This is a genomic window from Streptomyces sp. NPDC054956 (assembly GCF_053609185.1).
Map to the genome: position 1 here is coordinate 1 of NZ_JBSGXB010000099.1, position 22735 is coordinate 22735.

Annotated in this window: 26 protein-coding genes; 8 read left to right on the top strand and 18 right to left on the bottom strand. The window is 70.9% G+C overall.

Going from position 1 to position 22735, the window contains the following annotated elements; genetic code table 11:
- The 10 genes from ACWGDE_RS17680 to ACWGDE_RS17725 all read right to left on the bottom strand — a co-directional run.
- A partial coding sequence (locus ACWGDE_RS17680) for an ATP-binding cassette domain-containing protein (protein ID WP_453389898.1) occupies positions 1-2409 on the bottom strand: 2409 nt, incomplete at its 3' end.
- 78 nt (positions 2410-2487) lie between these two features.
- Positions 2488-2904 (bottom strand): VOC family protein, encoded by a 417-nt coding sequence (locus tag ACWGDE_RS17685; RefSeq protein WP_453389899.1) that lies wholly within the window; start codon positions 2902-2904, stop codon positions 2488-2490.
- 10 nt (positions 2905-2914) lie between these two features.
- Positions 2915-3334 carry a helix-turn-helix domain-containing protein gene (locus ACWGDE_RS17690; RefSeq protein ID WP_453389900.1) on the bottom strand — a complete coding sequence of 140 codons (420 nt, stop codon included), beginning with the start codon at positions 3332-3334 and terminating at the stop codon, positions 2915-2917.
- 59 nt (positions 3335-3393) lie between these two features.
- Positions 3394-4698 carry an ATP-grasp domain-containing protein gene (locus tag ACWGDE_RS17695; RefSeq protein ID WP_453389901.1) on the bottom strand — a complete coding sequence of 435 codons (1305 nt, stop codon included), beginning with the start codon at positions 4696-4698 and terminating at the stop codon, positions 3394-3396.
- The gene (locus ACWGDE_RS17700; RefSeq protein WP_453389902.1) at positions 4691-5914 is read right to left on the bottom strand and encodes an MFS transporter; all 1224 of its coding nucleotides are present in this window, start codon (positions 5912-5914) and stop codon (positions 4691-4693) included. The genes ACWGDE_RS17695 and ACWGDE_RS17700 overlap by 8 nt, the downstream gene beginning before the upstream one ends.
- Positions 5904-6545 (bottom strand): RBBP9/YdeN family alpha/beta hydrolase, encoded by a 642-nt coding sequence (locus tag ACWGDE_RS17705; RefSeq protein ID WP_453389903.1) that lies wholly within the window; start codon positions 6543-6545, stop codon positions 5904-5906. The genes ACWGDE_RS17700 and ACWGDE_RS17705 overlap by 11 nt, the downstream gene beginning before the upstream one ends.
- A gap of 4 nt (positions 6546-6549) precedes the next feature.
- Positions 6550-7368, bottom strand: coding sequence for an arylamine N-acetyltransferase family protein (locus ACWGDE_RS17710; RefSeq protein ID WP_453389904.1), 819 nt, complete (start codon positions 7366-7368; stop codon positions 6550-6552).
- A 32-nt stretch (positions 7369-7400) separates the two neighbouring features.
- On the bottom strand, positions 7401-8318 hold the full coding sequence (locus ACWGDE_RS17715) for a 2Fe-2S iron-sulfur cluster-binding protein (protein ID WP_453389905.1): 918 nt from the start codon (positions 8316-8318) through the stop codon (positions 7401-7403).
- A gap of 11 nt (positions 8319-8329) precedes the next feature.
- Positions 8330-9331, bottom strand: a complete 1002-nt coding sequence (locus ACWGDE_RS17720) for a diiron oxygenase (protein WP_453389906.1) — start codon at positions 9329-9331, stop codon at positions 8330-8332.
- A 261-nt stretch (positions 9332-9592) separates the two neighbouring features.
- Entirely contained in the window at positions 9593-10216 is a 624-nt protein-coding gene (locus tag ACWGDE_RS17725; protein WP_453389907.1) for an MmyB family transcriptional regulator, read from the bottom strand.
- A gap of 335 nt (positions 10217-10551) precedes the next feature.
- Between ACWGDE_RS17725 and ACWGDE_RS17730 the strand changes: the two genes are divergently transcribed.
- The gene (locus ACWGDE_RS17730) at positions 10552-11994 is read left to right on the top strand and encodes a beta-ketoacyl-[acyl-carrier-protein] synthase family protein (protein ID WP_453389908.1); all 1443 of its coding nucleotides are present in this window, start codon (positions 10552-10554) and stop codon (positions 11992-11994) included.
- Complete coding sequence (locus tag ACWGDE_RS17735) at positions 11991-12407, top strand: pyrophosphohydrolase domain-containing protein (protein WP_453389909.1); 417 nt, start codon at positions 11991-11993, stop codon at positions 12405-12407. The genes ACWGDE_RS17730 and ACWGDE_RS17735 overlap by 4 nt, the downstream gene beginning before the upstream one ends.
- Before the next feature lie 7 nt (positions 12408-12414).
- Here the strand turns inward: ACWGDE_RS17735 and ACWGDE_RS17740 are convergent, their stop codons facing one another.
- Positions 12415-13743 carry a WD40 repeat domain-containing protein gene (locus ACWGDE_RS17740; protein WP_453389910.1) on the bottom strand — a complete coding sequence of 443 codons (1329 nt, stop codon included), beginning with the start codon at positions 13741-13743 and terminating at the stop codon, positions 12415-12417.
- A gap of 145 nt (positions 13744-13888) precedes the next feature.
- On the opposite strand from ACWGDE_RS17740, the gene ACWGDE_RS17745 reads away from it, so the two are divergent.
- Positions 13889-14095: a hypothetical protein gene (locus ACWGDE_RS17745; RefSeq protein WP_453389911.1), complete on the top strand. Its 207-nt coding sequence runs from the start codon at positions 13889-13891 to the stop codon at positions 14093-14095.
- Positions 14096-14099: 4 nt separating this feature from the next.
- On the opposite strand, the gene ACWGDE_RS17750 is transcribed toward ACWGDE_RS17745, so the two are convergent.
- The 4 genes from ACWGDE_RS17750 to ACWGDE_RS17765 all read right to left on the bottom strand — a co-directional run bounded on the left by ACWGDE_RS17750 (position 14100) and on the right by ACWGDE_RS17765 (position 17070).
- Entirely contained in the window at positions 14100-15620 is a 1521-nt protein-coding gene (locus ACWGDE_RS17750) for an alpha/beta hydrolase (RefSeq protein ID WP_453389912.1), read from the bottom strand.
- A 109-nt stretch (positions 15621-15729) separates the two neighbouring features.
- On the bottom strand, positions 15730-16029 hold the full coding sequence (locus tag ACWGDE_RS17755; protein WP_453389913.1) for a hypothetical protein: 300 nt from the start codon (positions 16027-16029) through the stop codon (positions 15730-15732).
- A gap of 38 nt (positions 16030-16067) precedes the next feature.
- Positions 16068-16820 carry a CbtA family protein gene (locus ACWGDE_RS17760; protein ID WP_453389914.1) on the bottom strand — a complete coding sequence of 251 codons (753 nt, stop codon included), beginning with the start codon at positions 16818-16820 and terminating at the stop codon, positions 16068-16070.
- A gap of 31 nt (positions 16821-16851) precedes the next feature.
- Positions 16852-17070, bottom strand: a complete 219-nt coding sequence (locus ACWGDE_RS17765) for a CbtB domain-containing protein (RefSeq protein WP_453389915.1) — start codon at positions 17068-17070, stop codon at positions 16852-16854.
- 374 nt (positions 17071-17444) lie between these two features.
- Here ACWGDE_RS17765 and ACWGDE_RS17770 point away from each other — a divergent pair, with 374 nt between their 5' ends.
- Positions 17445-17543, top strand: a complete 99-nt coding sequence (locus ACWGDE_RS17770; protein ID WP_453389922.1) for a helix-turn-helix domain-containing protein — start codon at positions 17445-17447, stop codon at positions 17541-17543.
- A 351-nt stretch (positions 17544-17894) separates the two neighbouring features.
- Complete coding sequence (locus tag ACWGDE_RS17775; RefSeq protein ID WP_453389916.1) at positions 17895-18302, top strand: histidine phosphatase family protein; 408 nt, start codon at positions 17895-17897, stop codon at positions 18300-18302.
- 61 nt (positions 18303-18363) lie between these two features.
- Here the strand turns inward: ACWGDE_RS17775 and pucL are convergent, their stop codons facing one another.
- From pucL to ACWGDE_RS17790, 3 genes are all read right to left on the bottom strand, one after another.
- Entirely contained in the window at positions 18364-19281 is a 918-nt protein-coding gene (gene pucL, locus ACWGDE_RS17780) for a factor-independent urate hydroxylase (protein WP_453389917.1), read from the bottom strand.
- A 278-nt stretch (positions 19282-19559) separates the two neighbouring features.
- Positions 19560-20924, bottom strand: coding sequence for an aminotransferase class III-fold pyridoxal phosphate-dependent enzyme (locus tag ACWGDE_RS17785; RefSeq protein ID WP_453389918.1), 1365 nt, complete (start codon positions 20922-20924; stop codon positions 19560-19562).
- Between the two features lie 91 nt (positions 20925-21015).
- Complete coding sequence (locus tag ACWGDE_RS17790; RefSeq protein WP_453389919.1) at positions 21016-21771, bottom strand: SDR family NAD(P)-dependent oxidoreductase; 756 nt, start codon at positions 21769-21771, stop codon at positions 21016-21018.
- 232 nt (positions 21772-22003) lie between these two features.
- Here ACWGDE_RS17790 and ACWGDE_RS17795 point away from each other — a divergent pair, with 232 nt between their 5' ends.
- The 3 genes from ACWGDE_RS17795 to ACWGDE_RS17805 form a co-directional block, all read left to right on the top strand.
- Positions 22004-22126 carry a hypothetical protein gene (locus ACWGDE_RS17795; protein WP_453389920.1) on the top strand — a complete coding sequence of 41 codons (123 nt, stop codon included), beginning with the start codon at positions 22004-22006 and terminating at the stop codon, positions 22124-22126.
- Positions 22123-22212, top strand: coding sequence for a K(+)-transporting ATPase subunit F (gene kdpF / locus ACWGDE_RS17800; RefSeq protein ID WP_385337493.1), 90 nt, complete (start codon positions 22123-22125; stop codon positions 22210-22212). The genes ACWGDE_RS17795 and kdpF overlap by 4 nt, the downstream gene beginning before the upstream one ends.
- Before the next feature lie 5 nt (positions 22213-22217).
- On the top strand, positions 22218-22735 hold a 518-nt coding region (locus tag ACWGDE_RS17805), incomplete at its 3' end, for a potassium-transporting ATPase subunit KdpA (protein ID WP_453389921.1).

The window sequence follows — 22735 nt, forward strand, 5'->3', positions numbered from 1 at the left end:
CACGTACGCCGAGAGGTGCTCCCCGGTCAGGGTGGAGCGGGCGGCGACCAGGTCCGCGGGCGTGCCCTCGAAGACGATCCGGCCGCCGTCGTGGCCGGCTCCGGGGCCGAGGTCGACGATCCAGTCGGCGTGGGCCATGACCGCCTGGTGGTGCTCGACGACGATGACCGACTTCCCGGAGTCCACGAGCCGGTCGAGGAGCCCGAGGAGCTGCTCCACGTCGGCCAGGTGCAGGCCGGCGGTCGGCTCGTCGAGTACGTAGACCCCGCCCTTCTCGCCCATGTGCGTGGCCAGCTTGAGGCGTTGCCGCTCGCCGCCCGAGAGCGTGGTGAGCGGCTGGCCGAGGCTGAGGTAGCCGAGTCCGACGTCGGAGAGCCGCCCCAGGATGCGGTGCGCGGCCGGCGTGCGGGCCTCTCCGTCGCCGAAGAACTCCTCGGCCTCGTCCACGGACATGGCGAGAACCTCGCTGATGTCGCGGCCGCCGAAGCGGTGTTCCAGGACCGAGGCGTGGAACCGCTTCCCCTCGCACTCCTCGCAGGTGGTGGCCACCCCGGCCATCATCGCCAGGTCGGTGTAGACGACGCCGGCGCCGTTGCAACCGGGGCAGGCGCCCTCGGAGTTGGCGCTGAACAGGGCCGGCTTCACGCCGTTGGCCTTGGCGAAGGCCTTGCGGATCGGGTCGAGGAGCCCGGTGTACGTGGCGGGGTTGCTCCTCCTGGAGCCGCGGATGGCGCCCTGGTCGATGGAGACCACGCCCTCGGCGGCGGCCACGGGCGTGTCCACCAGCGATCCGTGTACGAGCGAGCTCTTGCCGGATCCGGCGACGCCGGTGACCACGACGAGCACCCCGAGCGGTACGTCCACGTCGACGCCCCGCAGGTTGTGCGTGGTCGCGCCGCGGATCTCCAGCTTGCCGTGGGGCTCGCGCACCGTCTCCTTGAGGCTCGCCCGGTCGCCGAAGTGCCGTCCGGTGATGGTGTCCCCGGCCCGCAGCCCCTCGACGGTGCCCTCGAAGCAGATGGTGCCGCCGCCGCTGCCCGCGCCGGGGCCGAGGTCGACGACGTGGTCGGCGATCTCGATCGTCTCGGGCTTGTGTTCCACGACGAGCACGGTGTTGCCCTTGTCCCGCAGCCGCAGCAGCAGGCGGTTCATCCGCTGGATGTCGTGCGGGTGCAGGCCCACGGTGGGCTCGTCGAAGACGTACGTGACGTCGGTGAGCGAGGAGCCGAGGTGGCGGATCATCTTCACGCGCTGCGCCTCGCCGCCCGACAGCGTGCCCGACGGCCGGTCGAGCGAGAGGTAGCCGAGGCCGATCTCCACGAAGGAGTCCAGGGTCTGGCGCAGCGTCGTGAGCAGCGGCGCCACCGAGGGCTCGTCGAGTTCGCCCACCCACGTGGCCAGGTCGCTGATCTGCATCGCGCAGGCGTCGGCGATGCTGATCTTCTTGATCTTCGAGGACCGGGCGCCCTCGCTGAGCCGGGTGCCCCCGCACTCGGGGCAGACGGCGAAGGTCACCGCCCGGTCCACGAACGCCCGGATGTGCGGCTGGAGCGAGTCGACGTCCTTCGACAGCATCGACTTCTGGAGCTTGGGGATGATCCCCTCGTACGTCAGGTTGATCCCGTCGACCTTGATCTTGGTCGGCTCCTTGTGGAGCAGGTCCCGCAGCTCGCGCTTGGTGTACTTGCGGATCGGCTTGTCCGGGTCGAAGAACCCGCAGCCGGTGAAGATGCGGCCGTACCAGCCCTCCATGCTGTAGCCGGGGATCGTCAGCGCGCCCTCGTTCAGCGACTTGGTGTCGTCGTACAGCGCCGTGAGGTCGATGTCGTTGACCGAGCCCCGGCCCTCGCAGCGCGGGCACATGCCGCCGGTGATGCTGAAGCTGCGCCGCTCCTTCACCGTCTGCCCGCCGCGCTCCACGGTGACCGCGCCCGCCCCGCTGATCGAGGCGACGTTGAAGGAGAACGCCTTGGGCGAGCCGATGTGGGGCTTGCCGAGCCGGCTGAAGAGGATGCGCAGCATCGCGTTGGCGTCGGTGGCGGTGCCCACGGTGGAGCGGGGGTCGGCGCCCATCCGCTGCTGGTCGACGGTGATCACGGTCGTCAGCCCGTCGAGCACGTCGACCTCGGGCCGGGCCAGCGTCGGCATGAAGCCCTGGACGAAGGCGCTGTAGGTCTCGTTGATCATCCGCTGCGATTCGGCGGCGATCGTGCCGAAGACCAGCGAGCTCTTGCCGGAGCCGGAGACACCCGTGAACACCGTCAGCCGGCGCTTGGGCAGCTCTACGCTGACGTCCTTGAGGTTGTTCACGCGCGCGCCGTGTACGCGGATCAGATCGTGGCTGTCCGCCTCGTGCGGCACCGGCGCCGACGCCGACGCCCGCGTGTCCGTCCCCTTGGCCCTGCTCATCGTGGTGTGCCTCCATCTGTCGGGCGGGCCGTACGCACGGTCCCCGCCGGCCTCTGCCGGGTACCTGCCGCGGGGTACCTACCGCTTGCGGGGCTGGTTGAAGCGGAGCATGTTGCCGGCCGGGTCGCGGAAGGCGCAGTCGCGGACGCCGTAGGGCTGGTCGACCGGTTCCTGCAGCACCTCGCCGCCGGCGGCCTGGATGCGCTCGAAGGTGGCGTCCACGTCGTCGGTGGAGAAGATCACGCCGCGCAGCATGCCCTTGGCCAGCAGCTCCGCCATCGCCTGCCGGTCGGCGGCCGAGGCGTTGGGGTCGGCGAGCGGCGGTTCGAGGACGATCTCCACGTCCGGCTGCGCGGGTGAGCCGACGGTCACCCACCGCATCCCCTCGAACCCGACGTCGTTGCGGACCTCCAGGCCGAGGACGTCGCGGTAGAAGGCGATCGCCTTGTCGTGGTCGTCCACGGCGATGAAGCACTGGGAGAGGTTGATGTTCATGGCTTCGACGCTACGAGGCGGAGGGGGATTTCGCTTCTCCGATCCTGACCGGTCGGGTACGCGTCTTCGCGACGCACGCCGGGATGGGGGCGCCGGCCCCGTGCTCCCGGGCCCGGTAGGCGCTGGGGCTCTCGCCGACGAGCTCGCTGAAGCGCGAGCTGAACGACCCCAGGGAGGTGCAGCCGACGGCGAAGCAGACCTCGGTCACGCTCAGGTCGCCCCGGCGCAGCAGCGCCTTGGCCCGCTCGACGCGCCGTGTCATCAGGTAGCTGTACGGGGTCTCCCCGTAGGCGGCCTTGAAGCTGCGGGAGAAGTGGCCGGCCGACATCAGGGCGACCTTCGCCAGCGCCGGTACGTCGAGGGGCCGCGCGTAGTCGCGGTCCATCGCGTCCCGGGCCCGGCGCAGGCGTACCAGGTCCTCCAGCGTCATACCCACCAGCATGGCACGGGGGCACCGCGGGTGTACCGCGATGCCCCCGTCGCCGCAGTTCAGGCGGGGTGTACCTCGATGAGCGCGCCCCGCCGGTCCAGTTCCAGGACGTGGGCCACGTCGCGGGCGAGGGCGTCCGGGTCCGTGTGGGCGAGGACCACCCGGCCGTAGGAGGTGATCAGGTCGGTGGTCTTCTCGATCCGGTCCCCCGGGGCCTGGCCGCAGGTGTCGAAGAGGTAGCCGTCGAGGTCCCGGCAGGACTCCGCCACCCGGTTCGCCGCGACCACTCCCGCCCGCGGGGCGGAGAGGAAGCATTCGACGACGCCCCGGCGCAGGGCCGGCCGGACCCCGGCCTCGCGCAGGAAGTCCTCCGGGGACACCCGCGACGCCAGGGTCATGTCGATCAGGGAGTGCGAGGAGGACTCCTCCACCAGCCGGGGGCCCAGGCCGCCGTGCATCCGGGCGCCCGTCTCGATGAGGACCGGCCCGTCCTCGGTGAGGATGAGCTCGCTGTGGGCGGGCCCGTTCTCGATGCCCAGCGCGGCCAGCACCCGCTCCACGTACGCCACGATGCCGGGGTGGTCGCCGACCTCCACCGAAGTCATCGCGCGGTACACGGGGTTCCCGTCGACGGTCTCCTTCGTGTAGCGGAACATGTCGACGACGAAGGCCTGCCCGTCGAGGGACACCGAGTCGACGACGAACTCCGGCCCCACCAGGCGCTCTTGGACCAGGAGCTCGGTGATGACCTCACCGGCGAGGTCGACGCTGCCGAACAGCCGCTCGCACGCGGCGCGCACCTCGTCGAGGTCCTTGCAGAAGAACACCCCGTCGGTGGCGAAGGACTTGAGCGGCTTCACCACGTACTCGGACAGTCCGCTCGCCGCGCACCACGCCAGGATGGACCCGGTGTCGGTGGCCATGTGGTGCGGGATGTGGGGCAGGCCCGCGTCGCGCAGCCGGCCCTGCATGAGGAACTTGTCCCGGCGGGCCTCGGAGGATCCCGTGTTCGGGCGCATCCCCCAGTGGACGGCCAGGGCGTCGAACGCCTCCACGCCCGGTTCGGAGCCGCAGACCAGGTGCTCCGGGCGGCCGCCGCACAGGGCCTCCAGCTCGGCGGCCGTCGTCGGGGCGTCGGCGAAGCGCACCTCGGCGGCGAAGTCCCCGGCCGGGTACGAGGAGGTGAGCGCCTCCGGGAGGGTCCGCGAGGTCAGCACGGCGATCGAGCGCAGCCCGTACAGCTCCTGTGCCCGGCGGGCGAGGGCCGCGCCGCTGGAGTACGGGTCCACGACGACGAGCGTGCCCGCCGGCCCGGTCCGGGGCGGGGCCGGGATCGAGGTCGAGGTCGCTTCGGGATCAGGCATTCTCCAGGACCTTCTCTTCGCGCCCGGCCACCGGGCCGGACTCGGTGGAGCGTACGAGGGTCATCGCGAGCGATCCGACGAGCGCGCAGCCCGCCGAGACCCACAGCGCGGTCTGCCAGCGGCCCCCGTCGAGCAGCTCTCCGTAGACGGCCGCCGCGACGGCCCCGCCCAGGTAGAAGGAGGACTGCCGCAGGGCGATCGAGACGATCTGCCGGGCGGGTGCGAAGCCGGACATGGCGACGGTGTCCAGGAGCGGCATCAGGCAGTAGTTGAACAGCAGGCGCAGCAGGTAGAGCACGATGAAGACGGTCAGCGGGACGGTCAGCGACTGGAGCACCAGGCCGAGGACGGCCAGGATTCCGAAGACCACCGCGCTCGGGCGCAGGGAGAAGCGCTTGACCAGGACGGGCGCGAAGATGGCGCCGAAGATGCTGATGATCTTGTCGGTGCCCAGGATGAGCGAGATGTCGCTCACCGAGATGTCGTAGATCTGCGCGAACAGCACGTTGGCGAAGCGGAAGAACAGCGCGATCGAGGCGCCCAGGAATCCGGCCGCCACGAAGAGCGCCGCGAAATTGCCCTTCTCCCCCGGCGTACGGGCGGCACCGGGCCCGGCCGCGGAAGCGGCCTGGGCGGCGGTCCCCGTGGAGGGGAAGCGCAGGATCAGCATCACGCAGGCGGCGAGGAAGGAGAGCAGCAGGAAGAAGCGGTACTTCTCCAGGTCGCTGGTGTGCAGCCAGCCGCTGACCACCGACACCACGGCCGAGCCGACGACGCCGGCACCCAGGTAGCTGATGAAGAACCCGCTGAACAGGCGCGTACGGGCGGCCGCCGGAACCTGCGAGCCGGCCATCGCGTTGCCCACCGAGAGCAGGCCGAGCATGCCGGCGAGGATCAGGCTGAGGACCACGGAGGCCGAGGCGATCGAGGCCACGAACGGCAGGCCCGCGAAGGGGACGGTGTAGAGCACCGCCGCGCCGATGAGCAGGGTCCGCTGCGACAGGTACCGGCCCAGGAACAGCAGCGGGACGACCGCGACGGCCATGGCCCCGGTGGCGATGGCGTAGATCACGCCCGCGTCGCCCTCGCTGATGCCGCGCTCGGCGAGGTAGAAGTTGAACACCACGTCGAAGATGGTGTTGGCGAGCCCCATGAAGAACGAGGCCGCCAGGTAGAAGTAGACGGGCCGCGGCACCGACGAGAACCTACTGGGCATGGGGAAGACTTCCCTCGGTCGTTGCGTGTGCGGTCGGTGCGGTGGGAGCCGTCGCTGCGGTCGGAGCCGTCGCTGCGGTCGGAGCGGCCACGGCGGTCAGCGTGGTTCCGCAGAGCCGCTCGATGAGCCGCGCCACCTCGTTCCACGGGCCGTAGCCGTCCCGCGTCGCGAGGTGCCCGCCGCCCGGGACGATCTCCACGTCGGCGCCCCAGGCGTCGGCGAGTTCCGCGGCCCGCTCCGGGGACAGGAACGGGTCGTCGTCGGAGACCACGAGCTGCGTGCGCATCGGCAGCACGGTCATCGGCAGGGGCGCCTGCGGGGCGATGGCCGCCAGGGTGTCGGCCGCCTCCACGTCGGCCGGGGCCACCAGCAGCGCCCCGACGACCCGGCTGTCGTACCGCGACGCGGCCCACTGCGCGACCGTCACCGATCCGCAGCTGTGGCCGATGAGGACGACCTCGTCGTCGATGCCGCGCACGGCCTCGTCGAGGGTGGCGACCCAGCGGTCGCGTTCGACGCGCGCCCAGTCCTCCTGGACCACCCGCGAGAACCCCTCGTAGGCGTTCTCCAGGTGCGTCTGCCAGTGATCCGGTCCGGAACCGGTGTAGCCCGGTACGGTCAAGTAGTGCATGGCGTTACCTTCCGATCCCGAGGTCCTGCACCGGGATGGTGAGCTTGAAGTGCCGTACGAGCAGCTCCTGGAGCTGCTCCTCGTCCTCGGCCGACAGGGTGGAGCTGCTTCCGTCGCGCACGATCGTCAGGTTCCCGTCGCGGACGCTGATCCTGCCGGTGGGGGTGGGGATGCTCGCCACCTTGTGCCGGTTCAGCAGGCTGTTGGGCGAGGCCGTCGTGTAGAAGTGCGCCATCTCCAGGTCGACCGCGTCCACCGGGGCGTCCACGAACCGGTAGATGTCCTGCCACTCCGCGGAGTTGGTGGCGTGCTCCTTGATCGAGACCGTCCACACCGGGGCGCCCGGACCGCTTTCGAGACGGACCCGGGTGGAGAGCGCGGGGTGCGCGCACTCCTCCCCGTCCGCCAGCAGGAGCGGCCCCCGGGGGCCCCTGGCCCCGTACCCGATGTCGAAGAGCCACCGCTCCTCGCCGAAGGACACGACGAAGACCTGGTGGGTCGCGGGCGTGCGGTACGGGTCGGTGCCGCTGGCGAGCCGGATGCCGTAGTCGAATCCGCAGGCGTCGAACAGCCACTGCATCATCCGCCCCGTCTCGAAGCAGATCCCGCCCCGGCCACGGTCCACGATCGCCTCGTGCAGGGCTTCCTCGTCGAGGCCGCGCTCCGCGTTGCCGTGCATGCTGAAGTTCTCGAAGGGGACGTTGTACAGGTGCGCCTCGTGGAGCCGGCGCAGGCAGTCGGGGGTCGGCTCCAGCGGAGCCTCCACTCCGATCCGGCGGGCGTAGGCGGCGATGAGCTGGTTCACGTGGTTCTTTCTGGTCATGGTGCTGAGTCCGCTTGGTGCCGTCGCCGGAGTCAGACGTTGAGCACGAGGCGCGTGCCGATCGACTTGCTCACGCACGGGATCATGTAGCTGGACTCGGCCTTCTCCTCGTCGGTCAGCACCTCGTCGCGGTGGTCGATCCGGCCCGTGCGGACCTCGACCTCGCAGGTGCCGCAGATGCCCTGGCGGCACGAGGACGGGACGGGCACCCCGTTGCTGTTCAGCGCGTCGAGCAGCGGCTGGTGCTGGGCGGCCCGGAAGGTGATGCCGGTCTTGGCGCACTCCACCTCGACGGAGGAGGGCATGTCCGCGGCGGCCCCGGCGGCCGCCCCGTCGCCGACCAGGGTGCGCGACCCGGCGGCCCCGGCCACGGCGTCGCGCACCTGCGCGACCATCGCGGGCGGCCCGCACACGCCGATGACGGCGCCGGCCGGTGTCCCGGCGACGATGTCGTCCCAGTCCGGGCGGCCCCGTACCGCGGTGTCGAAGGCGGCGACCGTGCCGTTCTGCTCCCGGGCCAGCTCCTGGAGCCGCCCGAGGAACGGGAACTCGTGCGCGCCCCGGTCCACGTAGACGAGGTCCCAGTCGCGCAGCCGGCCGCCGGCCAGGACCGCGAGGACCGGGTTGATGCCCACCCCGGCGACCAGGAAGTGCGTGAAGGGCGCCTCGCTCCCGGCGGTGAACCGCCCGCCCGGAGCCCCGACTCCGAGGGGCGCGCCGACGTGCAGGCGCGGGGAGAGGCGGTCGGCCTGGTCCCCCCGGTGGCGGTGGCGGACCGCCAGCTCGTAGCCCTCCTCGCCGGCGGACAGCACCGTGAAGGTCTTCAGCCGGGGTCCCACGCGCAGCGTGACGTGCTGGCCGGGCACGGCCTCGGGCAGCGGTTCGGCGCCCGGAGCGTGCGTGATCCAGTACTGGGTGACGGTCGGGGTCAGGGCGCGCGCGGCGCGCACGACGGCGGTCCTCACGCGACCAGCCCCGATTCCCGGAACGCCTCGAGGGTGGCGCCGTGTTCCAGGGCCCCGGCCTCGATGAAGTACTGCAGGGTGGGCGCGGCGCCGCGCCGCACGTCGGCGACGACCTTGTCGCGCGTGTAGACGTCCGTCATGACCTGCTCCACGTCCTGGCGGCCCAGGCCCGCGGCCATCAGGCCCAGCGCCGTGCTCGTGTAGTCCGGCTCCAGGAACGCGAAGATCAGCCGCGGGATGTACGGGCCCGCCAGCTCCTGCTCCTTCGGCGTCATCGCGGGCCACAGGTACCGCAGCAGCGTCGAGAAGTAGGAGTGGTGCTTGGCCTCGTCCACCGCGTGGTCGGCGACCATCTCGCGGACTCCCTCGGGGAGCCGCTCGTCGCGGGGCAGTTCGTCGAGGATCGAGGAGATGAGCGTCTCGCTGACGATGGCGAACAGCATCTCGTCGAGGCCGCGGATCTGGCTCGGCAACTCCTCGTGGATCCGCGCGAGCTCGGCGGTGAACGTCGGCACCTCCGGGAGGGCCGGCGCGATCCCCGTACGGGTGCGGACCTGGCGCAGGATCTCGTACGTGAACTGGGCGTGCCAGGCCTCGTCCGTCACGATCTTGAAGGCGTCCAGGCGCATGGGCTCGGGCAGGTCCAGTCCGGACATGCCGCGGCTGATGTGCCCGGTGACCGGGATGACCGCGCTCTGCTCCAGGTCGATGGTGAACTTGAGGTACTCGTAGAGGCGGTGGAGGAGCAGCGTCTCGCGGAGTTCGGGATCGGCACCTTCGAGGAGCGGGTGCGACAGGACGGGTACGAGTTCGGGGCTGAAGAACAGTTCACCGTCGGTGTCCAAGACCCGGGTCGGGTTGTTCCGGACGGTGGCGACGCGCTCCCACGTACGGAAGCGGCTGCGGTAGTCGGATTCGAGAACCGCCTGATCGAGGCGATTCTGATGACGGCGGGCGAGAACGGTCCGGTTCGCCGTGCTCGCAAATTGCAGAGCCATTCTTTAAACCTTCATGTGGTGAGACAAGAAGGCTGGCATCCGCCCAAGTGACCGTCAAGCGGCAAGAGTTTGCCGCTGTACGGCATTGTCCGGTTCGTCGGTATTCAAAATAGCCGAATCGGACAAACGAAAGGCGACCGGCAAATGATTGCCGGTCGCCTTTCGAAGAGTCCACGGAAGCGGCAAAAGTTTGCCGGTCGCGATCGCGGCGGAACGTGTAGAGTTCCGAGCATTCCGCCGGAGTACCGAACCATCGCCCCGTTACGGGGCCTGCGCGGCCGGCACGGCCGCACACGGGACGGGCTTCTGCGGGAGCAGCATGACGCAGCGCAGCCCGTGCTGGTAGGCGGGGAGGAGCACCTGGGAGGTGACGGTGATCTGTTCGGGCGAGACGTGCGGCAGGGCCAGCCGGTACCGGTGTCCCTGTCGGAAGGCGATGACCTTCGGTCCCTGAGACCACAGCCGGCGGCACTCGGAATCCTGCAGGACGCGGTGGAGAAGACCGTCGAGCGCCTCCTTGTTCGACCCTGTGGCCAGGGCGAACCGGAGCATCGCCAGATAGACCTCCGCGTGTTCGTGCCAATCGACCATCTGCTCGCGGGCCGTGGGATCCGTCAGCGCCCAGCGCATGAGGTTGGCGCCCGGCTCCAGCACCCAGGGGAACCAGCCCGCCATGAGCGTGTTGTAGCCCAGGATGTTCCAGGAACCGTCCGTCAGGTACGCGGGGAACTGGGTCTGCGCCGTGACCACGCGCAACAGCGCCAACTGCCCCTCGGCCTCGCCCTCCTCGTCGGCGAGCGCGACGCCCGCGCCGTCGAGAGCGCGGCTGTACAGGACCATTCGTTCGTCGGGCCCCAGAACCAGCGCCTCGGAAATCCGGCTCAATATGTCACTGGAAAGCGAAACGGAATCCCCGGCCTCCAGGCTGCGGTACCAGCGCTCGCTCACACCCATGATTTCGGCGACTTCTTTTTGCGGAATCGCTTTTCCGCGGCGCAGTTTGACGCCCGCGTCCACTCGCCATACTCGCAGGAGTTGGGGAAGTTCCATGGTCTGAGAAGCGGGATCGCGCTCAGAATCGCGATTATGAACGCCAGTTGTCCCCACCGTAAACTCCCCTCGCCACGACACAAAAAAGACGCATGGCCTGAAGTCGAAGTGTACAGCGCGGCAGTTGCGGGCCTGAAACAGGAAAGCGGATCCCTATGTACCACCCGCCCGTGCCCGACGGTGTCGACGGCGACACGCCCGGCAGCACCGGCACGACCGGCCGGACCGGCAGAGCGACCCGCCCGGGGCCTCGCCGCGTGGTGATCACCGGCCTGGGCGCGATCACCCCCCTCGGCGTCGGCGTCCCCGAGCTGTGGCAGGGACTGCTCGACGGCCGCAGCGGCGTACGGGCACTGGACGGCGAGGAGTTCTCCGGCCAGCCGGTGCGCATCGCCGCGACCGTGGAGGCCGACCCCGCCGCACTGCTGCCCAGGGCCCAGGCCCGGCGGATGAACCGCTCGGCGCAGTTCGCCGTCATAGCCGCCCGCGAGGCCTGGCGCGACGCCGGCTTCGCGGAGTCCGGGACCCTCGCCAGCGGCATCGACCCGACCAGGACCGGCGTCTGCGTCGGCACCATCATCGGCGGCGCCCCCGCCCTCGTCGACGGCGACCGCGCGCTCGGCGCCAAGGGCCCCCGCGGCGTCTCCCCGCTCACCGCCGCCATGACCGTGCCCTCCCAGGCCGCCGCCCAGATCTCCCTCGACCTGCACGTCACCGGCGAGGCCCGCACCGTCGTCAGCGCCTGCGCCTCCGGCACCGAGGCCATCGGGCAGGCCATCGACCGCATCCGCCACGGCCACCTCGACGTCGCCCTGGCGGGAGGGACCGAAGCCGCCGTCACCCCCGCCGTGATGGCCTCCTTCGCCGCCATGCGCGCGCTGTCCACCCGTAACGAAGAACCCGGCCGCGCCTCGCGCCCCTTCGCCAAGGACCGCGACGGGTTCGTCAACGCCGAGGGCGCCGGGATGCTCGTCCTGGAGGCCGAGGAGCACGCCCTGGCACGGGGTGCGCGCATCTACTGCGAAGCCGCCGGGTGGGGCCTGTCCGCGGACGCCCACCACATCGTCGCCCCCGACCCCTCGGGCGACGGGATCGTCCTCGCGCTGCACCGGGCGCTCGCCGACGCCGGGGCCGTCCCGGCCGACGTCGTCCACATCAACGCGCACGCCACCGCCACCGTCGAGGGCGACCGCGCCGAGGCCACGGCACTGCGCCGCCTGCTGGACGAGCGCGGGGCGACGGCTCCCCGGGTCCCGGTGACGGCCGTGAAGGGCGCCCTGGGCCACATGCAGGGCGCGGCCGGGGCGGTGGAGGCCGTGGTGTCGGCCCTCACGCTCCACCACGGCACGGTCGTGCCCACCCTCGGCTGCGAGGATCAGGACGACACCTGCGACGTGGACGTGGTCACCCTCGCACCCCGCCCGCTCCCGGCCGGCGGCGACGTCGTCCTGAGCAACTCCTTCGGGTTCGGCGGCCTCAACGCGGTACTCGCGCTGCGGCGGGACCGCGCAGGCCGCCCGGAGGACACCGGGGACCCGGACCACCGCGACCGCACGGACCACCTCGACCGCCTCGACCGCACCGACCGCACGAGAGAAGGCAGCGCCGCATGACCGGGCCCACCACCCCCGCGTCCCCTCCCGCGTCCAGCCCCCAGGACCTGGTCCGCGAGTTCCACGAGGCCTTCGGCCTCGGCGTCGGCGATCGACCGGCCAACGTGACCCCGGAACTGGCCGCGCACCGCCAGGTCCTCCTCGAAGAGGAGGTCGCCGAGGTGGCCGAGGCGAGCTCGGCCGGCCGCCTCGTGGACATCGCCCACGAACTGGCCGACGTGGTCTACATCGCCTACGGGACCGCCCTCGTGCACGGCATCGACCTCGACGCGGTCCTGGCCGAGGTCCACCGCGCCAACATGTCCAAGCTCGGCCCGGACGGCCGCCCCGAACTCCGCGAGGACGGCAAGGTCCTCAAGGGGGCCTCGTACCGGCCGCCGAACGTGGCCGAAGTCCTGCGGGGGCAGGGGTAGTCGGGTCTCAGCCCGTGTTGCCGTGGGGCGGGATCCACACCTGGACCTGGTCCGTGTCGCCGACCGCCGCCAGCAGTCCGCCGTCCGGGGAGAAGGCGATGCAGTACAACTCCTTGCTCGGAGTCTCGAGCGGGGTGTCGAGCAGCATGCCGTCGGACCGCCACAGGCGCACGACGCCGTCCAGTCCCGCCCCGGCCAAGAACCGCCCATCGGGCGAGAACGCGACGGAAGTCATCACATCTGTCGACGTGGACGGGAAAACCACGACAGGGCTTCCGGAGCCCAGCGCGAGTGGGTCCCACAACTCCACCGACCCGTGGGAGGTAGCGGCGGCGAGCAGCCTGCCGTCAGGCGAGAACGCCAGGTCGTGGCATCCGTCGACGATGGTGTCCCCCGCCGGATGCCACGTAGCTGTGGACCAGAGCCGCAGTGCCCGCTTGGACCCAGCCGCCGCCAGTAGGGAACCGTCGGGCGAGAACGCGAGGGCTTCCGACCAGAATCCGGTATTCAATGTCGTGACCCGTTCCCGGGTGGCGGTGTCCCACACGTCCACGAGCCCGTGCGATCTACCCGCAGCCACAGTCCTCCCGTCAGGCGATACGGCCACCACGTCGCGGGCCCCGTAGCCATCCGGTAGGCGTCCACCGACGGGATTGCGGTAGGTCAGGTCCCACAGCCAGACCGCGCCGTCGTCCGCCACCGATGCCAGCCACTGTCCGTCCCCGGAGAAACTCAGATCGCGGACGATGTCCCCGTGCCCGACAAGGGGTCCCGCAGCTTCCGCCCCTGTCACGGGATCCTGCAGGTACACGGTGCCGTCGTAGCCTCCCAGGGCGAGAAAGCGCCCGTCCGGTGAGAAAGCCACAGCGTCGTAGGACTCGGCGGGGCCCCGGAGCGGTGGCAAGGGTAGGACGCGCCCCTGCCCCAGCATGCACGCGAGGGCCCGGACCGCCATCGGGCTCACGGCTCGGCCTAAAGGTTCCGCCGGGACGGGGGCACCGGTCTGTGCAGCTGTCCTCCGGAGTTCCTCCAGGTCCCGCCACCGCGAGCGCCACAGCTCCAACTCCGGTGCCCTGTGCTCCACCGCGCGGTACCTGCCGTCCGCGTCGTACGACAGCAAGGTGCGCACCAAGCACATCAGGCCGTCCACCCGCTGCAGGTGCTTCCCCTTGAAGGCACCGCTGAGAGTCGACTTCGACAAGCGATTGCCACCCGGCGCCCGGGCCGCGCGCGACACGATCTTCTCCAGCGTGGGATTCCCGCGATCGGCCTTGAGTCGCCTCAACTGCTCCGCGAACTGGTCCAGGCTTGCCTGGAATTCGGTTGAGTTCGACACGTGGGCCTCCGCCGTTCGCCTCGTTCGGCGCCCAGATTAGGGGAGTTGGCCACCCGGTGAACCGAACTTCCCCGAACTTCCACCCGGTTGCGAGTTCGTTCGTTCCATGCAGGTCAGAGGCCTGTTCCTCTGCTGCCATGGGAGCATGACGCACCCTCAGGAATCACGGGAACCCCGCTCCGCCCCCCTCATGACCGTCCGCACCGCACTGATCCTGTCCCTGTCCGGGGCCGCCGGGGCGGCCACCGGCGGGCTCTCCGCCCTCGCCGGCGCCGCCCCGGCAGCCGCCGTCCTCGCCGGACTGGCCGCCGCCGGGGCCTCCGTATCGGCCCTGCACTCCCTCATCCAGTGAGCGCTCAGCCGTCCGCGCAGGTGGTGTCGCGGGCCGGGCGGCGGCCCGTCGTGAGGTACGTGGTGACCGTGCGGTCGGCGCACGCGTTGCCGTTGCCGAGGTACACGCCGTGGCCGCCGTGGTCGACGCTCAGGAGCCGGGCCCGGGAGCCGAGCGCGGCGCGCATCTTCAGGGCCCCGGAGTACGGGGTCGCCGGGTCGCGGAGGTTCTGGACCATCAGGACGTTCGACGGCCCCTCGGCGGTGATCCGGGTCGGGCGTTCGGCCGGGGCGTCCTTCCAGAAGGCGCACGGGGTGATGTTCACGGGCATGCCCGCCGTCAGGGGGTGTGCGATGCGGTCCTCCGCGACCGCGCTCGCGTACCCGGCCGGGTCCTTCGGCCAGGCCACGTCGTTGCAGATGACCCCGACCATCAGCGACGCGTCCGAGTCGGGCAGCGGCCCGGACAGCTCCCTGGGCAGCGCCGGTACGGCGGCCGGGTCCTGGGCCGAGCGGACGAGGCGGGCGAGGGCGGGGAAGAAGGCGTCGCCGTAGAGGGCGTTCTGCAGGGCCTGGCGGAGCACGTTGCCGGTCAGCGGGACCCCGGGGACGTCCGAGGGCCGGGGTTCGCGGTCCAGTCGGGCCGCGAGGTCCAGGAACAACGGGCGTACGCCGTCCGGGTGCTCGGCCAGGCGCAGCCCCTCGGCCTCCCGCGCCGGGTCGGCCGCCCAGGCCGCGAAGTCGGGGAAGCGGTCGTCGGCGCCCTGCGCCATGTTCGCGAGCCAGCCCCGGGCGAGCCGCTCGGGGTCCGGGTCGCCGCTGCTGTCCAGGACCACGCGGTCGGTGCGCTGCGGGAACTTCTGCGCGTACACGGCGCCCACGTACGCCCCGTACGAGACGCCCCAGGCCGACAGCTTGCGCTCGCCGAGCGCCTCCCGGAAGCGGTCGATGTCGCGCGCCTGGTTGGCGGTGGTGAAACTGCGCAGCTCCGGGCCGCCGTTGGCGGCGCAGGCCTCGGCCACCCGGCGGGAGCGGGCGGTGTTCTCCTCGATCCCGCCGTCGGGACCGGCCCAGGAGCGCAGGGTCACCAGGTGCCGGTCGGCCGCGTCGGTGCCGCACCGGGCGGTCACGCTCCCGCCGACGCCGCGCGGGTCGAGCGCGACGAGGTCGTAGGCCCCCGCCATCTGCCCTGCCAGGGCTGCGCCCTTCTGCGACAGCCGCTGCACGCCGGAGCCGCCGGGCCCGCCGGGGATCACCATCAGCGCGCCGCGCCGGGCGGCCGGGCGGGTGCTGGGCAGCCGGGACACGGCGAGGGAGACCTGCGGGCCGTCCGGGTGGGCGTAGTCGAGGGGGACGGACAGCTTCGCGCACTGCTGGCCGGGGAGGTGCCCGGTGTGGGTGCAGTCCGTCCACGCGAGGACCTGCGGGGCGGCGGGCGCGGAGGCGGTCGCGGCGCTCGCGGCGGTCGTCGCCGTACCCGCGAGAGTGGCTCCGACGGTGGTGGCGCAAAGGGCGAGGAGTGCGGCCTTGCGGCGGTAAGTGGTCATGCAACGAGGATGGTTGGGCATCCGGGCCCGCTCCATCCGGCAGCCGGTACGGCCGCCCGGGGGCCAGCCCCCGTACGACACGGGGAGGCAGCCGGGCCGGCCCGGCCGGCTACACCACCACGAATGCCACGGCCGCCGCACCCATGAGTACGGCGGCCGTATGGATGGCCGGGTGGCCGTAGTCACCCGACCAGAGGTGGCGGGCCAGCCCGCCGACGGCTGCCAGTCCGGCGATGATGCCGAACTGGGCGAGCAGCGTGGTGTCGGTGAAGGGGGCCAGGAGCAGCAGCAGCGAGTTGAGCCAGAACGGGGCGGCGCCCGTCCAGCCGCGCCACGCCCGCAGTTCGCTCAGCCCTCGCGGGTACGAGGACTCCGGGTACTCCCGGTGCTCCCGGATCGCCGTCGCCATTGTGCCGCCACCGGCCCTTCAGTCACGTACGCGAGCGCTCAACTCGCAGGCTGTACAGCCTCCTTGGGTGCGACGGCCGGGACAAGGGCCCGTTCGGCAAGAAATCCGAAAGCCAGGCCGAAAGTGGTCCACATCGCGGCCTGGATGGCCAGCGAGGCGAGCCGGAACTGCCAGACGAGCGCGGCCGGGAAGTCCGCCGGCACCTCGTTGACACCGGGCAGGAACGCGTAGGCGATGCCGACCGCCGCCACGAAGGCGAGGGAGGCGACGACCGAGGCGTTCCAGTTGCCCAGCGCCGGCGCCAGGCGCCGGCCCAGGATCAGCGCGCCCACGCCGAGGAGCACGCTGAGCGCGATCATCAGGACGTACAGGGTGGTCCGCTGGACCGTGGTCTCGGGGTCTCCGACGGCCGGCGGGTTCGCGGGGTACTTGAAGAACGGCACCAGTCCGAGGGTGAGGAACAGACCGCCGGAAACCAGCAGCGCCGTGGCCCGGGGGCCGAAGCGCCCGATGCGGCCGAGCGCGTAACAGAAGACGAGCGCGGCGATGCCGCCGAGCGCGATCCCGTAGAGCAGGGTTCCGGTGCCGAGGCCGGCCGTGGCCTGGAGGGCCCGGCTGACCGGGGCCTCCTCGCCGCCGCCGTGGTCGTGCGCCCCGGCCTCCTCGATGGCGATCGCCGCGTCGACCTTGGACTCACCGAGGACGTACGCGACGAGGAAGGCGGCGATGCCGGCCATCAGACCGGCGAGCATGCCCCGGACGAGCAGCACGCGTGGGGAGATGGGATTCATGGGTTCGGAACTTCCCTTGCTGAGGTGAAGATCAGTGGCAGGGGAAGCCGAGGAGGTGACGGCCGTCGTGCATCCACTCGTGGACGGTGTCGCCTTCGAAGATCGCCGTGGCGCCCTGCTCGGCGCCGACGAGGTAGAGCAGGACCAGCATCAGGACGCCGACGAACAGCGCCCAGGGGGCCAGCGAGGAGAGGGAGATGGGGGCGACGGCCACGGGGGCGGCAGTCGTGGGCACGGCGGTGTGGGCCATGGCAGGAACCTCCAGAGGGAACACGCGTCCCGGTCATTGGTGCTCGTGACGACGGTGGCGGGTCTGACTTGCCTCCCCCTCCGGGAGGTTTCACAGTGGCGCGACCGTGCCGGATTCTCACCGGTGCTTCCGTCATACCGTCGTCTTGTCGTCGGCCACCGTACCGCTCTTTAAGCCGCTCATACAGCGCCCGAGTGCCACCCTGTGAGACGACGCGAACCCGGCCCAGTAGGACGCGAGAGCTCACCGGCGGAAGCCCGCGTCCCCTGGGCCCCATATCTCGCCGCTGAGGCCGCCGTGCCGATATGCGCCCAGAACGAGCAAGTAGCGACGAACACCTCCTTTACGACTCCATGGCCATGACGGTCTCCCTCATGCAGCTCCGCCACAACTACCGTCTGTATCCCACCGCCGCGCAGGGCCGGTTGTTGGCGCGGGCTTTCGGGTGCGCGCGCGTGGTGCGGAACGACTGAAGGACACCCGGCGGTCGATCCGTCCGACCAGCAATGCGTTCCCCGTCCGGTCGAACGGCACGGTGTTCGTGGCCGAGGACGGTGCTTTGAAGGTGAAGTGGTCGAGGCCGTTGCCGGCCGCGCCCACGTCTCTCACGGTCATCGAGGATTCCGCGGGCCGGTACTTCGCGAGTCGTCCACACGGATCATCCGCGACAATCAAGCGGTGTACCTGGAAGACCTCGCGGTGTCCGGCCTCGCGCGCACCCGCCACCCGGACGGCCACCCGGCCGTGGCAGGAGTCCCTGGCCTGTGACCGGGGAGCGCGTCAAGAAGCCCTCAACTGTTCGAGTCCGGCTCGTGAGACCTCCGATGGGGGAATCCGAGCGGCTGCACCGGTTCCCCGGCGGGGAATCGTGCCCGGGGTACGAGGGGTTGCGTGGGCAGGATCACGGTGCCTGGGCCGGGCGGACGATCGACGAAGTGGCGGCCGGGGATCCGGGCGGGATCGCGCGGTGGATGGGCGACACCTCGTACGAGCCGCCGGGCGGCGGGGAGTCGGTGGACGCGCTGATCGCGCGGGTCGGCCTGGAGTTGGCCGGGCTGGCTCCGGGGACGCACCGGGTGGTGGTCGGGCAGGGCGTCGTACGGGCGGCCGTGGTGTGGGCCCTGGAGCTGCCCGCGGCGGCGTTCTGGCGGCTCGACGTGCGCCCGGAGTCGGTGACGACCCTGACGGGGCGCTCGGGGCGCTGGAACCTGCTCCTCGGGGCCCCCGAGTAGACGCACTCCGGCCCGGCCGCGTGTCGCGGGCCGGGCCGGAGTGGTTCGGAGCTCGGGACGGTCAGGCGACGATCCAGTCGGACGTCGCGATCACCGGCTGCACGCCGTCGCGGTGCACGGTGCCCTCGATGAGGCCGTACATGCGGTCCGCCGCGAAGTAGACCTCGTTGTCGTTCTTGAGGCCGAAGGGCTCCAGGTCCACGAGGAAGTGGTGCTTGTTGGGGAGGTTGAGGCGCACCTCGTTGACCTTGGGGCAGTTGTCGAGCACGCGCTCGGCCATCTGGTTCAGGGTCTGCTGCAGCGAGTACGAGTAGGTCTCCGCGAAGGCCTCGAGCATGTGCTTGCGGACCTTCTTGTACGACTGGTCCCAGTCGTACTCCGGGTCGTCGCCGGCGAGCGCCGAGTGCGCCCAGCGCGCGGTGACCTTGGTCGCCAGGATGCGGTCGTACGCCTCCTGCAGCGTCGTGTACTTGTCCTTGATGTAGCCGTGGAACTCGGAGTTGGTCGAGTTCATCACGGTCAGGTCCTTGAGACCCGAGATGACCTGGAGGCCGGTCGTCTCGCTGTACGTGATCTGCGCGGTGCGCACTTCCTGGCCCTTGCGGACGAAGGAGTGCTGCTCCTTGCGCGTCGGGACCGGGATGCGGTCCCACACGTACTCCTCGATGCGGATCTGCGCCTCGCGGATCGGCTGCTGGGAGGAGACGAAGTGCTTGGCGAGCAGGATGCCGAAGGCCTCCGGGGAGGCGATGCCGTGCTCCTTGCCGAACGCGTACACCGTGTTCTTGGTGGTGTCGGTGGGCAGGCAGTTGGCGTTGTCGCCGGTGAGGTGTACGTCGCGGAACTCGCCGCGCAGCGCGACCGACACGTTCAGGTCGCGGATCTCGTGCCAGGAACCGTCGGCGCCCTTGCGGGTGACCTTGACGATGCGGTTCTCGGCCTTGCCGTACTGGTTCTGGGCGAGGACGTGCTTGCTCATGCGCTGTCTTCCTTCGGTACTCGGGAACACGGAGTCCGGTGGTTCTGGATCCCGTACGCCCGGCGTCCGGCGGACGCGCTGCCCGCCCCCCGCCGTTCGGTCGCATGGCGTGGAAGACACGCGGACCGCCCCGGGACTGACGTGCATCCCGGTCCGTAGGTGCCTGTTGATTCCAGCATGTTTACACGCTGTTCGGAATGGAACGGATCCTCCGAGAACAGGCACCCACGACTTGGGCAACCGCACGATCTGCGCAGGTCAGAAGGGGTGCGATGAGGTCAGACGGTGTGCGCGTCGGCGACCGTCAGGGCCTCGTCGAGGATCGCGAGGCCCTTGGCCGCGTCCTCGGCCGTGATGTTGCAGGGCGGCGCGACGTGGATGCGGTTCCCGGCGAGCAGCGGCCACAGGCCGCCCTTCTTCAGGGCCGCCCCGAACTCCGCCATCGGCGCGTTCTCGGCGCCCGAGGCGTTGTACGGGACCAGGGGCTCGTGGGTCCGCCCGTCGCGTACGAGTTCCAGGGCCCAGAAGGTGCCGAGCCCCCGGACCTCGCCGACCGACGGATGGCGTTCGGCGATCGCGCGCAGGCCGGGTCCGAGCAGTTCGGCGCCGGTGCGGGCGGACTGCTCGACGGTGCCCTCCTCCTCCATGACGTTGATCGTGGCGACGGCGGCGGCGCAGGCCAGCACGTGCCCGGAGTACGTCAGCCCGCCCGGGTAGGGGCGGCGGGCGAAGGTCTCGGCGATGGCGGCCGAGATGGCGACCCCGCCGAGGGGGACGTAGCCGCTGGTCACGCCCTTGGCGAAGCAGATCAGGTCGGGGACCACGTCCCAGTGCTCGGAGGCGAACCACTTACCGGTCCGGCCGAAGCCGACCATGATCTCGTCGAGGATGAAGACGATCCCGAAGCGGTCGCAGAGCTCGCGGACGCCGGCGAGGTAGCCGTCGGGGTGCACGAGGACGCCGGGGGCGCCGCCGACGGTCTCCAGGATGATCGCGGCGATGGACTGCGGGCCCTCGAAGACGATGGTGTCCTCGAGGTGGCGCAGGGCGCGCTCGCACTCCTCGGCGGGGGTGGCCGAGTAGAAGGGCGAGCGGTAGGCGAACGGGCCCCAGAAGTGGACGACGCCCGCGGTCGCGGTGTCGTTGCCGAAGCGGCGCGCGTCGCCCGTGAGGTTGATCGCGGTGGAGGTGGCGCCGTGGTACGAGCGGTACGCGGACAGCACCTTGGGGCGGCCGGTGTGGATCCGGGCCATGCGGACGGCGTTCTCGACGGCCTCGGCGCCCGCGTTGGTGAAGAAGATCTTGTCGAGGTCGCCGGGGGTGCGCTCGGCGATCAGCCGGGCGGCCTCGGAGCGCACGTCGACGGCGAAGCCGGGGGCGACGGTGCAGAGCTTGCCGGCCTGCTCGGCGATGGCCGCGGCGACCTTGGGGTGCTGGTAGCCGATGTTCGTGTAGACGAGGGCGCTGGAGAAGTCGAGGAAGCGGTTGCCGTCGTAGTCCCAGAAGTACGAGCCTTCGGCGCCGGCGACGGCGAGCGGGTCGATGAGCTCCTGGGCGGACCAGGAGTGGAAGACGTGCTTGCGGTCGGCTTCTTTCACTGCCGCCTTGGTGGCGGCGGCGCGGGCGTCGGCTTCTGCGTTCATATTCCGAGGGTAGTTGTCCACGATGTGGAATCGGCTGGAGCTCCGGCCGGGCGTCGCTCGGGCGCCCGGCCGCGGTGGGCGGCGGCCGCGGTCAGACGATGTGCCGGCCGCCGTCGACGGTCAGGACGTCACCGGTCGTGTAGGCGGCGTCGACCAGGTAGAGCGCGGCCTCGGCCACGTCGTCCGGCGTGCCCACGCGGTGCAGCGGGGTGTTCTCGGTGATCCACTCGCGGGAGCTCTCCCAGACCTGGTCCTCGCCCTCGTACCAGGGGGTGTCGATGAGGCCGGGCGCGATGGCGTTCACCCGGATGGCGGGACCGAGCTGGGAGGCCAGCAGGCGGGTCATGTGGTTCACCGCGGCCTTGCTGACGGCGTAGGGGATCGAGCTACCGAGCGCACGGGTCGCGGAGACCGAGGAGATGTTGACGATCGAGGCGGAGCCGGAGCCGTTCGCGGCGGCTTCCCGCAGGTGGGGGGCGGCGGCGGTGATCATCTGCCAGGTGCCGACGACGTTGACGTCGAAGATCTCGCGCCAGGCGTCGGCGTCGGCCGCCTCCAGGTCGCCCAGGGGGATGAAACGGGTGACGCCCGCGTTGTTGACCAGGATGTCGAGCCGCCCGTAGGCGTCGATCGCGGCCCGCACGATCCGCCGCGCGTCGGCGGCGTCCGCGACGTCGCCGCGCACGTACACGGCGTCCGGCAGTTCGGCGGCCAGCGCCTTGCCCGCGCTCTCGCTGCGTGCGGAGTTCAGGACGACGCGGATGCCGGCGGCGGCCAGCCTGCGGGCGATTCCGGCGCCGATGCCGGAGGAGGAGCCGGTGATCAGGGCTACGCGGGTCTCAGTCACGGCCGGAGCATAACGCGAATGTCGCATGCCGGAAAAGTATTTCCGTTATCCGGAACATGAGCCCTCAGTGGATCTTGGCCACTTTGACATACCGGGCATATCGATCAATGCGCCTTTACGCTGACCGAACAGCACGTCTCCACGCGTTAGGGACCCGTCAAAGCCGCGCCACGGGGCGTATGGGCCCCGTCAAGGGAGCCTGTGAAGCCTCGAAGAGGCGTTCCACTCAGAGGTGTCCGAAAAACGCCCTCCGAATCTCCGGGAGCTCACGATGGCCGACCTGGCCTTCGTCTTCACCGCGATCGCGGTCTTCGCGCTGGTGGTCCTCGTCGCCAAGGGGGTGGCCAAGCTGTGAACGCCGAAAACGTCATCGGCCTGCTGGTCGCCGTCGGGCTGCTGGGTTACCTGGTCCTCGCCCTCGTGTTCCCGGAGAGGTTCTAGCCCCGATGAGTCCCGTTCTTGCCGGGGTGCTCCAGCTGCTCGCGCTCGTCGCCGCACTGGCCCTCGCCTACCGCCCCCTGGGCGATTACATGGCCCGCGTCTACTCCTCGAAGAAGCACTGGGCTCCCGAGAAGTGGATCTACAAGGCCATCGGCGCCAACCCGAACGCCGAGATGCGCTGGCCCGCGTACCTGCGCGGCGTCCTCGCCTTCTCCCTGGTGAGCGTCCTGTTCCTCTACCTGCTCCAGCGCCTGCAGGGCCACCTGCCCGGCTCGCTCGGCTTCGCCTCCATCACGCCGGACCAGGCCTTCAACACCGCCGTCTCCTTCGTGTCGAACACGAACTGGCAGTCGTACGCCGGCGAGCAGGCCATGGGCCCGCTCGTCCAGACCGGCGGCCTCGCGGTGCAGAACTTCCTCTCCGCCGCCGTCGGCATGGCCGTCGCGGTGGCCCTCGTACGGGGCTTCGCGCGCTCCCGGACCGGCGAGCTCGGCAACTTCTGGTCGGACCTGGTCCGCGGCAC

Bases quoted from the DNA above. Each gene is read 5' to 3' on its own strand.
- ACWGDE_RS17700 (WP_453389902.1), bottom strand. From the start codon at position 5,914: ATGCCCAGTAGGTTCTCGTCGGTGCCGCGGCCCGTCTACTTCTACCTG.
- ACWGDE_RS17750 (WP_453389912.1), bottom strand. From the start codon at position 15,620: ATGACCACTTACCGCCGCAAGGCCGCACTCCTCGCCCTTTGCGCCACC.
- pucL (WP_453389917.1), bottom strand. From the start codon at position 19,281: ATGAGCAAGCACGTCCTCGCCCAGAACCAGTACGGCAAGGCCGAGAAC.
- ACWGDE_RS17765 (WP_453389915.1), bottom strand. From the start codon at position 17,070: ATGGCCCACACCGCCGTGCCCACGACTGCCGCCCCCGTGGCCGTCGCC.
- ACWGDE_RS17745 (WP_453389911.1), top strand. From the start codon at position 13,889: ATGACGCACCCTCAGGAATCACGGGAACCCCGCTCCGCCCCCCTCATG.
- ACWGDE_RS17735 (WP_453389909.1), top strand. From the start codon at position 11,991: ATGACCGGGCCCACCACCCCCGCGTCCCCTCCCGCGTCCAGCCCCCAG.
- ACWGDE_RS17685 (WP_453389899.1), bottom strand. From the start codon at position 2,904: ATGAACATCAACCTCTCCCAGTGCTTCATCGCCGTGGACGACCACGAC.
- ACWGDE_RS17720 (WP_453389906.1), bottom strand. From the start codon at position 9,331: ATGGCTCTGCAATTTGCGAGCACGGCGAACCGGACCGTTCTCGCCCGC.
- ACWGDE_RS17690 (WP_453389900.1), bottom strand. From the start codon at position 3,334: ATGACGCTGGAGGACCTGGTACGCCTGCGCCGGGCCCGGGACGCGATG.
- ACWGDE_RS17760 (WP_453389914.1), bottom strand. From the start codon at position 16,820: ATGAATCCCATCTCCCCACGCGTGCTGCTCGTCCGGGGCATGCTCGCC.
- ACWGDE_RS17770 (WP_453389922.1), top strand. From the start codon at position 17,445: ATGCAGCTCCGCCACAACTACCGTCTGTATCCCACCGCCGCGCAGGGC.
- ACWGDE_RS17775 (WP_453389916.1), top strand. From the start codon at position 17,895: ATGGGGGAATCCGAGCGGCTGCACCGGTTCCCCGGCGGGGAATCGTGC.
- ACWGDE_RS17755 (WP_453389913.1), bottom strand. From the start codon at position 16,029: ATGGCGACGGCGATCCGGGAGCACCGGGAGTACCCGGAGTCCTCGTAC.
- ACWGDE_RS17705 (WP_453389903.1), bottom strand. From the start codon at position 6,545: ATGCACTACTTGACCGTACCGGGCTACACCGGTTCCGGACCGGATCAC.
- ACWGDE_RS17710 (WP_453389904.1), bottom strand. From the start codon at position 7,368: ATGACCAGAAAGAACCACGTGAACCAGCTCATCGCCGCCTACGCCCGC.
- ACWGDE_RS17785 (WP_453389918.1), bottom strand. From the start codon at position 20,924: ATGAACGCAGAAGCCGACGCCCGCGCCGCCGCCACCAAGGCGGCAGTG.
- ACWGDE_RS17695 (WP_453389901.1), bottom strand. From the start codon at position 4,698: ATGCCTGATCCCGAAGCGACCTCGACCTCGATCCCGGCCCCGCCCCGG.